This is a genomic window from Liquorilactobacillus uvarum DSM 19971 (assembly GCF_001434935.1).
GTDB lineage: Bacteria > Bacillota > Bacilli > Lactobacillales > Lactobacillaceae > Liquorilactobacillus > Liquorilactobacillus uvarum.
This window is the reverse complement of record NZ_AZEG01000012.1, coordinates 1-11,555: the sequence shown is the minus strand read 5'-3', so window position 1 is coordinate 11,555 and position 11,555 is coordinate 1. Positions and strand designations below refer to the sequence as shown.

8 protein-coding genes are annotated in these 11,555 nt (G+C 39.2%); all 8 read right to left on the bottom strand.

Annotated features, from left to right (window positions below; translation table 11 throughout):
* Positions 1 to 84: 84 nt before the first annotated feature.
* Positions 85 to 1,542: a glycoside hydrolase family 1 protein gene (locus tag FD20_RS07080; RefSeq protein ID WP_057737147.1), complete on the bottom strand. Its 1,458-nt coding sequence runs from the start codon at positions 1,540 to 1,542 to the stop codon at positions 85 to 87.
* A gap of 29 nt (positions 1,543 to 1,571) precedes the next feature.
* Positions 1,572 to 3,386: a beta-glucoside-specific PTS transporter subunit IIABC gene (locus FD20_RS07075; protein ID WP_057737145.1), complete on the bottom strand. Its 1,815-nt coding sequence runs from the start codon at positions 3,384 to 3,386 to the stop codon at positions 1,572 to 1,574.
* A gap of 121 nt (positions 3,387 to 3,507) precedes the next feature.
* The gene (licT, locus tag FD20_RS07070) at positions 3,508 to 4,362 is read right to left on the bottom strand and encodes a BglG family transcription antiterminator LicT (protein WP_057737143.1); all 855 of its coding nucleotides are present in this window, start codon (positions 4,360 to 4,362) and stop codon (positions 3,508 to 3,510) included.
* A 182-nt stretch (positions 4,363 to 4,544) separates the two neighbouring features.
* On the bottom strand, positions 4,545 to 5,177 hold the full coding sequence (locus FD20_RS07065; protein WP_057737141.1) for a superoxide dismutase: 633 nt from the start codon (positions 5,175 to 5,177) through the stop codon (positions 4,545 to 4,547).
* Positions 5,178 to 5,448: 271 nt separating this feature from the next.
* On the bottom strand, positions 5,449 to 6,912 hold the full coding sequence (locus FD20_RS07060) for a glycoside hydrolase family 1 protein (RefSeq protein ID WP_057737139.1): 1,464 nt from the start codon (positions 6,910 to 6,912) through the stop codon (positions 5,449 to 5,451).
* Positions 6,913 to 8,358 carry a 6-phospho-beta-glucosidase gene (locus FD20_RS07055; RefSeq protein WP_057737137.1) on the bottom strand — a complete coding sequence of 482 codons (1,446 nt, stop codon included), beginning with the start codon at positions 8,356 to 8,358 and terminating at the stop codon, positions 6,913 to 6,915.
* Positions 8,359 to 8,373: 15 nt separating this feature from the next.
* Positions 8,374 to 10,341 (bottom strand): beta-glucoside-specific PTS transporter subunit IIABC, encoded by a 1,968-nt coding sequence (locus FD20_RS07050; RefSeq protein ID WP_057737135.1) that lies wholly within the window; start codon positions 10,339 to 10,341, stop codon positions 8,374 to 8,376.
* Positions 10,342 to 10,495: 154 nt separating this feature from the next.
* Positions 10,496 to 11,344: a BglG family transcription antiterminator gene (locus FD20_RS07045; RefSeq protein ID WP_057737133.1), complete on the bottom strand. Its 849-nt coding sequence runs from the start codon at positions 11,342 to 11,344 to the stop codon at positions 10,496 to 10,498.
* Positions 11,345 to 11,555: the final 211 nt, after the last annotated feature.

Genomic DNA, 11,555 nt, shown 5'->3' with positions numbered 1-11,555 from the left:
TTAATAATAACTATTTTATATTTATTCTTCAATAATAAAAAAAGATCCGAGGCAAACTTCTCTACCTCAGTTCTTTTTTTATTCTCAATCTAAGTCTTTTCCATTCGAAAAAATGACTTTTTTATACCAGTAAAAAGAATCTTTTTTAATTCGTTTCAATGATCCATTGCCATCATCATCCTGATCAACATAGATAAATCCATACCGTTTGGACATTTCTGAAGTTGAAAAACTAATAAGGTCAATCGGTCCCCACATCGTATAACCCATAAGTTGAACACCGTCTTCGATAGCCTGCTTCATTTGCTCGATATGCTTTCTCAAATAATCAATTCGATAATTATCATGAACATTTCCAGCTTCAAGCTTGTCTAAAGCACCAAGACCATTTTCAACGATGAATAACGGTTTTCGATAGCGATCCCACATCTCATTCAAAGTAATACGTAACCCAACAGGATCAATCTGCCAGCCCCAGTCAGATTCTTCAAGATATTTGTTACGGCCGCCTGTTGCCATATTGCCATTAACTTCTTCTCCGGCTTCAGCACTGGTAACAGTGGTCATATAATAACTGAAGCTCACAAAATCAACTGGTGATTCCGCAAGAACTTGCTGATCATCAGCAGACATTTTTATCTGAATTCCATTTTCGGAAAAATATCTGTTCATAAACTCCGGATACTCGCCACGTGCCTGCACATCAGTAAAAAACAAATTTTTCTGGTCTTCTAACTGTGCTGCACGAACATCTTCTGGTCTACAAGTTGCTGGATATGTTTGCATTCTTGCCAGCATACAACCCATTTTTGCCTCTGGATCAATTTCATGCAGTTGTTTAGTAGCTATCGCGCTAGCCACTAACTGATGATGAAGTGCTTGGTAACGAACGCTCTCCTGTTCTTGTTTCTTTAAATGACTATCAACAACGCCCGTTTCATGAAAACCCCAAGTCCCCGTGTTAATCTCGTTAAAAGTCAGCCAATAACGAACACGGCCACGATAACGTTTAAAAACAATTTCAGTATAGTGGGTGAAATCTGCAATTGTTTTGCGATCCAGCCAGCCATTTTGTTTCTGTGTAAGTGCGAGTGGCATCTCATAATGCGAGAGTGTAATCAATGGCTCGATACCATATTTTTCCAATTCGTCTAACACACGGTCATAAAACTCTAACCCTTTTTCATTTGCCTGCTGTTCATTACCCTTCGGAAAAATACGTGCCCATGCAATTGAAAAACGAAATACTTTAAAACCCATTTCCGCAAAAAGTTTAATATCTTCTTTATAGTGATGATAGAAATCAATTCCACGCCGCTTAGGATAATTAACTGTTGTCATATCATTGATGGCTTCTTTAATTGATTCAGAATCAACTACATTCATCGACATTTTTTTCCGATCATCCGCTTTTCTTACAACTTCTGCAGTCGTTAAACCTTTACCATCAACATTCCAGGCACCTTCGATTTGATTAGCGGCAGTCGCACCACCCCATAAAAAATCTTTCGGAAATTCTTTTGGAAAACCTGCTTTATACATGTAAATATCTCCTCTCATCAAAAAACATCTTATTTTGTCAACTGTAATGTTAGAACCATGTTTTGATCTGCTTCTGTATCTTTAGTAGTCTCGACTTCATACTGTTTAGTATTCGTGATGATCATCATAACTGTGTTGTCATATCCACTCGCCTTGATTTTTTCAGAATCAAACACGATCAGTTCCGCGCCTTGATTGACATGTTGACCTTGCTTAACTTTTGTTTCAAAATATTTTCCATTCAATTTTACCGTATCTATCCCGATATGGATCAATATTTCTGCTCCTTGATCCGAAATAATCCCAATTGCATGTCCAGTTGGATAGACCGCACTAATTGTTCCACTGACAGGCGAAGTAACCCTATCATTTGTCGGAACAATCGCTATTCCCTTACCCATAGCTTCCGATGCAAAGACCTCATCTTTAACACTCGTCAATGGAATAATCGTGCCCTTTACCGGTGCAGATAATTTGTCTAAATTCTGGTCATTTTCCTGTGTGTCTGCTTTACCCATTCCAAATAAAAATGTTAGAACTGCACCTAGAACAAATGATACTGCAATTCCGATCAAGGAACCAACAAATCCTTTGCCGACATATGTTGGGATAGCCAGTAAACTAGGAAGTGTGAAAGAACTGGCCCTAACTTGAAAACCGCCGATAATTGCTCCACCGATACCGCCAGCAATAACTGCACAAATAAATGGACGTTTCAGTTTTAGGGTCAAACCATAAATAATTGGTTCAGTAATCCCAAAGACACCAGTGATGACTCCTGAACCAGCTAAGGCCTTTTGTTTTTTGTTCTTTGTTTTCAAAAAGATCCCTAATGCTGCACCTGCCTGAGAAATAACAGCAGCACATAAAATTGGCAACAGCGGATCGTAACCCATTTTACTAAGATTATTCATCATTACTGGGACAAAGGTCCAATGTACCCCAAAAATGACAAATACTTGCCAGAAAGCACCCATGATCGCACCGGCTAATGCTGGCGCAAAATTATAAACTGATGAAACCAGCGTTGATAAAACATTTCCCACGGATGAACCAAGGGGTCCAACAACAATCATTGTTAGCGGGACCATAATTGCCAATGAAAACAACGGTGTAAAAATATTCCTGATTGCTTCAGGAAAAATTTTATTTAATACTGGTTCGATAAATGACAGGACCCAAACAGCCAAAAGAATCGGGATAACTGACGATGTATATGTGGTCGGGACAACTGGAATGCCCATGAAATGAAGAGTTTGCGACTTAGCAGCAGCTGTGACAAGTGTCGGATACACCAGTGCAGCAGCTAAAGCAACCGCTACAAATTGATTGACATTCAGTCGCTTAGAGGCTGTGAAAGCAAGAAAAATCGGCAAAAAGTTGAACAATGCATCACCAGCAGCATATAGAATTTCATAAGTTCCGCTCGCAGTGTTCATCCAATCCAAAGCCACAAACAGCGCAAGCAGCCCCTTTAAAATTCCGGCTCCTGCCAAAGCACCCAGAAATGGAGTAAAAGTCCCTGAAATAAATGCTATAAAACGATTAACAATATTTTTCTCTTTTTCTTGCGGTTGAGAACTCTGTTCTTCATTCTCCAAACCAGTTTGTTTGGCTAGAGCATTAAAAACGTTTGCTACAGCATTCCCAACAACAATTTGATATTGTCCTGCGGATTTAACAACTGTGATTACCCCATCTAAATCCTCAATTTTTTGTGTATCCGCCTTCGCTTCGTCTTTCAACTTAAATCTAAGCCGCGTTGCACAATGCCACGCAGTATTAATATTATCTTTTCCTCCGATATCTTTTACAATATCTGATGCTAGTTTTTCATAATCCATTTTATTTCACCCCTAAAGTTATTTTTAAAACAAAAACCCAAGTCGATATCAGACTCAGACTAAGAGGGTCTGGATCTCATATTGACTTGGGTTTTGCCTAATTTAATAGTTACAATCCCGTTTATTCGGTTTTTTTATTAATATCATCTAAAATACGCTGTACATGTATTGTTAAATAAATTTGCTCGTTTATTGAAAGATCAATCTGCAACTGTCCGCTAATAAAAGCTGTTACTTTCTTGGTACACTCAAACGATGTCGGATACTTTTTAACCAAATGCTGAAATAAAAAATCATCATCACTTCCAGAATAATTGATCTTCTTTTGCAAAATACGTTCAGCCAAGAACCTCAGATGGACTAAAAAGCGCCGATAGCTCATTGTATCCGGATCAAGCTTAATCTGTAATTGATACTGGACGATTTGAACGATATCTCCTATCAGCTTAGTCATTTTAACCGTATCACTGCTCTGGGGGTGGTCAACACTGCTCTCAAGCAGTTTCATTGCAATGAAACCAGCTTCATCTTCTGGCAGCTTTATTCCTATTTGCTGATTAACAGTTTCAAGTGCCACACTAGCAGCTTGATACTCATTCGGATAATAATTCTTTATTTCCCATAAAATCTCATTATGAATCTGAATACCCTGCTTATATCTAGTGACTGCAAAATCAAGATGGTCTGTCAGCGATATTAATAAATAATCATTGAATTTTGCGTGAAGTATCTCACCCGCCTGTTGGATTATTCGAGCCGATAACTCAAGGTATTCTGGTGAAATGTTTTGAATCAAATCATGAAACAACGTGAACCATTTATCGTCAGTTGGCGCAAACACCTGACTAACCTTATTTTTTTCAATAGGCATCCCCGGTTTCTGCTTAAATCCTATTCCACGACCAACTAATACCACTTCCTGGTCGCCTTGATTTGCTAAAAGAACATTGTTATTAAAAACCTGTTTGACCTTCATAGATTCTCCCCAGATTTCCCAGATGATAATGATGTAAAAAAACCTGTACACAAACCGTGATGTAAACTATTGCTAGTCTATACATCCAATCTGTGACAGGTTTTGCCCACTTATGACAGCGGTAACAATCCTTCGACAACTAGAATATTACTACTTTTAAATGATTTTTGCAAGTGCTTTATTTAACTTTCTGAACCGATTCCTGCCAGCTCACTATCAAATCGACTTGCAGCTTCTTGCCAATTTACAATGTGCCAAAATGCTTCAACATATTTTGGCCTGCGATTCTGATATTTTAAATAGTATGCATGTTCCCAAACGTCGAGTCCTAAGACAGGGGTTAACCCATCAGAAAGCGGAGAATCTTGATTTGCTGTTGTCACGATTTTTAACTCACCAGCCTCATCCTTCACAAGCCATGCCCAACCCGAACCAAAGACGCTCAAGGAAGCTTCTGTGAACTGCTGTTTGAATTTTTCAAGACTGCCAAATTTGCTATCAATCGCTTCACGTAATGGTCCTTCTGGATCAGTATCAAAATGTGGTGAAAGAAGTTTCCAAAAAAGTGAATGGTTGGCATGCCCACCACCACTATTGCGTACGGCCTTTTTAATCCCTTCAGGTACCTTATCCAATTGTCCCATCAACTCTTCTACTGGAAGTTCAGACAGTTCCGGATGATCTTTCAAAGCTGCATTCAAATTATTGACATAAGTTTGATGATGCTTATCGTGGTGCAAGCGCATTGTTTGTTCATCAATATAAGGTTCTAACGCGCTATAATCGTACGGTAAATCTGGAAGTGTATATGCCATATTATCGATCTCCTTTCGCTTGTAAGGGCTTCATTCTTATTTAATTCTAACCTACTGAGGCCAAAAACTCCAAGAAGATGCTTGTGTTTTTTCCATGTTTAAGTATCATCTCTATGCGTCTTTAAATCATATCCTTCAAATATATTGCTTGAATCCCACATGGGCTCAATTAAAGTTAAACCTACAAAAAAGCTGAAGAAAAAAATTTTTTTCCAGCTTTTCGTATATTCAATTTTGATTGCCTTTTGCCCAAGAGTCATACTTTTTTTCTTTATGCTAAATTTTCCCCATTAGAAGCAATCACATTCTTGTACCAGGCAAATGAATCCTTTCGAATACGGTTAAGTGTCCCATTGCCTTCATCATCCTGGTCGACATAGATAAATCCATATCTTTTAGACATTTCCGACGTTGAAGCACTTATAAGATCGATGGGGCCCCACATTGTATATCCAATCAAATTGACACCATCTTTGATTGCTTCTTTCATCTGCTCAATGTGCTTGCGTAAATAATCAATTCGATAATCATCATGTATTTTCCCGTCTGAGGCAACTTCATCAATTGCACCTAAACCATTTTCAACGATAAATAAAGGTACTCGATAACGATCCCAAAATTCGTTCAAGGTAATTCTCAGGCCAAGCGGGTCGATCTGCCAACCCCAGTCGCTAGTTTCCAAGTAAGGATTTTTACCTCCAAATGCAAAATTGCCTGTTGCTTTTTCAACTTCGTCATTTGCAGATGTAACTGTTGACATATAATAACTAAATCCAAGATAATCAACTTTACCATCGCTGATTATTTGCTGGTCATCGGATTGCATTTTGATTGAAATTCCATTCTCAGCGAAATAACGATTCATATATTCAGGGTATTCTCCGCGCACTTGAACATCTGTGAAGAACAGATTCAATTGATCCTGCAACTGTGCTGCCCTCACATCAATTGGATTAGGCGTGTTTGAATAAGTTTGCATCCTTGCCAGCATGCAACCAATTTTCGCCTCGGGGTCAATTTGATGGCACTGCTTGACTGCAAACGCACTTGCCATAAACTCATGGTGCAAGGCTTGATAACGCAGCTGCATCTTATCTTGTTCATCCAGCTCGCTATCGACCGCCCCCGTTCCTGTGAATCCCCAAGTTGAAGCGTTAATTTCATTAAAGGTCATCCAATACTTAACAACTCCCCGGTAACGTTTGAACAGAACTTCCGTATATTTCGTGAAAAATTCAATTGTTTTGCGGTTAGCCCAACCATTATACTTCAATGTTAAGCCAAGCGGCATCTCATAATGTGAGATTGTTACAACCGGTTCAATACCGTAATGCCTACATTCAGCAAAAACATCATCATAAAATTGCAAACCTGCTTCATTTGGTTCTGTTTCATCTCCGTTAGGAAATATCCGGGCCCAAGCGATTGAAAGCCTGAATGCCTTGAACCCCATCTCAGCGAAAAGTTTAATATCTTCTTTATAGTGATGATAAAAATCAATTCCACGCCGTTTCGGGTATAACTCATCTGTCTTGTCAGCAATTGCTGCTTCCAAACTCCCTGGTGTAACTTCATTCATGGTAAAATTCTGTCGATCTTCGGCTTTTTGGACAACTTCGGCTGTCGTCAAACCTTTGCCGTCAAGATTCCAGCCCCCTTCGAGCTGATTAGCAGCCGTAGCACCGCCCCATAAAAAATTGTCTGGAAATCTGTCTGGAATTGTTTTTGAATACATTTAAACATTCGCCCTTTCTTTTTCAAATAAAAGCTGCCCATTGCTTGCAATTACCTCAGCATACCAACTGAAAGAATCTTTTTTATATCTTTTCTGGGTTCCTTTTCCTTGATCATCACGATCAACATAGATATATCCGTAACGTTTGCTCATTTCACCCGATCCCGCGGAAACAAGATCAATACACCCCCAACTGGTGTAGCCCCAGCACTCAACGCCATCAGCGATCGCTTCACCCATTTCTTTGATGTTTTCCCTTAGGTAAGCAATTCGGTATTCATCATGAACTTCGTGTTCTTCAGTCAGTACATCTTTTTCACCAAGACCATTTTCAACAACAAATAGGGGCTTTTGATAACGATCATATATTTGATTCATTGTGATCCTTAATCCTAAGGCATCAGTCTGCCACCCCCATGAACTCGTCTTCAAGTACGGATTCTTCAATGAATCAAAAATATTATCTGCTGTTTTGCTGTTAACTTTAGGATCTGTACTTGTCAACCGCGATGAATAATAACTGAATGAAATGAAATCAACTGTATTTTTACGTAGTATTTGCTTGTCGTCTTCAGCCATTTTAATTTTTACTTGTTTATTTTCGAAAATCCGCTTAGCGTAGCTTGGATAATAGCCACGTGCTTGAACATCGATGAAGAAATAGCCCTCACGATCTGCCTGCATTGCAGCAAAAACATCTTCCGGTGCACATGTATACGGATATGTCTGACCTGCTGCCAGCATGCATCCCACCTTATTTTCGGGATCAATTTCATGCGCTAATTTAGTCACCAAAGCAGAAGCAACAAGTTGATGATGTGCAGCCTGATATTTTAATTGCTCAGCATTCTCAGCCCTATTTACATCCATCCCACCGCCTAAAAAAGGAATATGCAGAATCATATTTATTTCATTGAAGGTCAGCCAGTAATGGACTTGACCTTGATAGCGTTCTAAGACCGTTTTGCAATATTTGACGTAAAGTTCAATCAGACTGCGATTCGACCAGCCGTTATACTTATCAAATAAGGCCAATGGTGTGTCGAAGTGATTCAATGTAACTAGAGGCTCGATTTTGTATTTTCGACATTCTGCAAATACATCATCGTAAAATTTCAAACCTGCTTCATTAGGCTCATTATCATCCCCATTAGGAAAAATACGTGGCCAGCTCAACGACATCCTGAAAACACGGTACCCCATTTCAGCAAAAAGCTTAATATCTTCTTTATAATGATGGTAAAAATCAATTGATTCATGGCTCGGATAGTATTGATAATTCTTTTTCTCAGCCTCTTTAGGGTGGAAAAGTGCGTACTGTCTATCTTCTGAAGCAGTCGGTAGAATATCGACTAGCGAGAGCCCTTTCCCATCATCTCGATATGCTCCTTCACATTGATTTGCAGCAGTTGCGCCGCCCCATAAAAAATTTTTAGGAAAACTCATATTCAAACCTCCAATTTATTTTAGGTCAAGTAATACATCATTTCTTTTAATGCCTTTTCTTTGTGGATCAACTATACTAATTTCATGGTATTCTTTCGTATTCGTCACAACAATCGGTGTCGTCAGTTTGAAACCGGCTTTCTTGATTAAATCAATATCGAATTTGAGTAGTTCTTGTCCAGCAGTTATCTTGTCGCCTTGTTCAACTAGCAATTCAAATCCCTTACCATCAAGTTCAACGGTGTCCATTCCGATATGCATTAATAATTCAGTCCCTGTCTCTAACCTAAGTCCTACGGCATGTCCCGTTGGAAAAGCAAGTGTCACTGTCCCAACAGCTGGTGCAGTGAGCACACCTTCATCAGGTTCGATTGCAACACCTTTCCCCATCGCCCCAGAAGAAAAAACCTCATCCTCAATCTCTTCGAGTGCCACAAGTTTACCCGAAAGTGGACTATTTATCTTAGTTGCAGATTTGTATTCCTGTTTTTGATCGACAGCAGTTTCCTCTTTTGCTGGTTTTTCCACTGAAGACGGTACACTGCTTGCGACTACAGTTGCAGATTCAGTGTCATCCACAAATTTTCTTCCAAATAAAAGCTGTAATGCTAATCCCAATACAGTTGAAATTACCATTGAGAAAATTAACCCATAGACAGAGCTATCAATACCTGTCTTAGTCCCAATTGCCGAAGGAATACTAAAAATTCCCATGCCTCCCATCATATACATTTTCGAACCGGCTAAACCAATAATACCGCCGCCAATTGCAGCTGCGATACAGCTCAATATGAACGGACGTTTACGCGGCAAAGTAAGTCCGTAAATTGCAGGCTCTGTTACTCCGAAAATACCAGAGATAAATGCCGGAATAGCAATGCTGCGTGTTTTAGGATTCTTAGTCTGCATAATCATTCCCAATACAACACCTGTTTGTGCAAATGAAGCTCCCAAAGACAAGATAACAATCGGGTCATACCCCTTTGAAGCCAAATTAGCCATCGCAACGGCGACAAATCCCCAATGCAGTCCAAACATAACAAAGACCTGCCAGAAAGCGCCCATCACGATCCCAGCTACCAGTGGACTGAAATCATAAATACCAACGAAGATCGTTGAAATAGCATCACTTAACCATGTCGCAATCGGTCCAATTACGAGAAAGGTCAAAGGCACAGCGATCAACAACGTTACAAATGGAACTAAGAAGGTTTTAACAACATCTGGAATAACTTTTCGTGCCCACCTCTGGACATGGGATGCAAACCAGACAGCTAGAATAATTGGAATAACAGATGAAGTATAGCTCATCATGATAATTGGCAATTTCAAAAAGGTCGCATGTATGTCAGATTGGAAGAAAGTCCCATTAAATATCGTATATAAAACTGTCTTGCTGCCATTCAATGCTACAATCTCGGGATAACATAAGGCTGCTCCAATAGCCATTCCGATAAATTGATCTACTTTGAATTTCTTTGCTGCTGTCACTCCTAAAATAATCGGCAGGAAATAAAAGAAGCCGTCACCAATTGCGTACAATACTTTATATGTCCCTGAATTGGCACTTAGCCACCCTAGTGAAGTAAACATTGCTGAAAATCCTTTAATCATTCCGGCCGCACACAGAGGACCCAGGATAGGGGTAAAAATTCCTGAAACTAAATCAATGAACTTGTCTAAAACACTTAAGTTTTCATCTTCCTCATAATCGTCAGCAACAACCCCTCCATCTGCAAAGCCGCCCACTTTAATCAAGTCTTCATACACGTCTGCAACGTGATTTCCAATTACAACTTGATATTGTCCGCCTGATTTTACAACAGTGATAACACCATCCGTATTTTTTAATGCCTCATCCTTGGTTACACTTTCGTCTTTAAGCTTGAAACGCAGCCGCGTTGTACAATGAACAACACTTTTTACATTGTTTTTACCGCCTACACCATCGACTATCGCGCGACTCAATTCTTCGTACTTCATAATGGTTTCCTCCTTGTTTGTTTTGCCTGAGTAAAACAAAAACCCAAACATCCTTACTTAAATGACCTAGCAGACAGAACAGCTCTGTTGCATCACTTAAATAAAGATATTTGGGTTAATGCCAGTTTCCTGTAACACACCTAAAAATCCTTTCTTATTCAATTTTCTGGCGATGTGTAACTCGCCAAATATGAAGTGCCATATAAACCTTTCCATCTGATTCCAATTTCCAGCCCGCCTTTTCTTGCATAAAAGCATCGATCCGTTCAACTGTCGAAAAAGCCAGCGGATACTTGACGCGCATGAGTTCCAACAGTGAAGGATCTAGTTCACTTCCTCCACTTTGAGATTTACTGAGCTGCTGTACCATCATTGCTCTGAGATGAGTAATAAACCGATTATAATTGAATGATTCCGTATCTAAAGTTATATGATATTGATACTGGACGATTTCAACGATTCCAGCAATAAGCCGCGAAATTTTAATCGTTTCTTGTAGTTTAGAACCATCCGACTCCGCATTGACAAAGTGGTACGTCAGAAAAACAACCTCACTGTCAGAAAAAGTCATGCCTGTCTTTTTTTTAATCAATTCAACTGCTTTTTGAGCAACTTTGAATTCACATGTAAATAGCTTACGAACTTCCCATCTAACCGTCCCATTATCAATTTCAATTCCATCACGAGCACGTTTTAATGCAAAATCAATATGATCAGCTAAAGTAAAATATTGGTAATCATTGTAAGTAAGCTTCAACAATGGTTCAATCAGCTTGACTACCTCAGTTGTAAGCTGTAAAGCCTGTGGTTTAATATCCTTGAATTCCTCAATCTCTGGTGAATTTTTATCTGCTGCAACAAACTTATGTTCCACCAGTGAATCATCAACCATCTCACCTGTTTTTCTGCCAAAACCCACTCCCTTGCCAACAACAACCCATTCGACCCCTTCTTTATCACTAACCAGTGCAGCATTATTATTAAAATTCCTGATAAAATTCATAGTCACCGCCCCTAAAAAGTGATAAAAAAAACCTACACCTAGCCCAGCAATTTAATTCCATGCTAAACAAGTATTGTAGGTTTATGCCTGATCGAATCAGTAACACACGCTATCTTTAAAGTTATATTAGCAGTAAATGAAAACGGTGTCAATGTGCTCTTATCCTAGTATTTGGTACACAAATATTTAGACAGTTGTGCCATAATAAAAT

What these genes read in the sequence shown, in the direction of transcription:
- FD20_RS07075 (WP_057737145.1), bottom strand. Translation starts at nt 3,386, where the DNA reads ATGGATTATGAAAAACTAGCATCAGATATTGTAAAAGATATCGGAGGA.
- FD20_RS07080 (WP_057737147.1), bottom strand. Translation starts at nt 1,542, where the DNA reads ATGTATAAAGCAGGTTTTCCAAAAGAATTTCCGAAAGATTTTTTATGG.
- licT (WP_057737143.1), bottom strand. Translation starts at nt 4,362, where the DNA reads ATGAAGGTCAAACAGGTTTTTAATAACAATGTTCTTTTAGCAAATCAA.
- FD20_RS07055 (WP_057737137.1), bottom strand. Translation starts at nt 8,358, where the DNA reads ATGAGTTTTCCTAAAAATTTTTTATGGGGCGGCGCAACTGCTGCAAAT.
- FD20_RS07045 (WP_057737133.1), bottom strand. Translation starts at nt 11,344, where the DNA reads ATGAATTTTATCAGGAATTTTAATAATAATGCTGCACTGGTTAGTGAT.
- FD20_RS07065 (WP_057737141.1), bottom strand. Translation starts at nt 5,177, where the DNA reads ATGGCATATACACTTCCAGATTTACCGTACGATTATAGCGCGTTAGAA.
- FD20_RS07060 (WP_057737139.1), bottom strand. Translation starts at nt 6,912, where the DNA reads ATGTATTCAAAAACAATTCCAGACAGATTTCCAGACAATTTTTTATGG.
- FD20_RS07050 (WP_057737135.1), bottom strand. Translation starts at nt 10,341, where the DNA reads ATGAAGTACGAAGAATTGAGTCGCGCGATAGTCGATGGTGTAGGCGGT.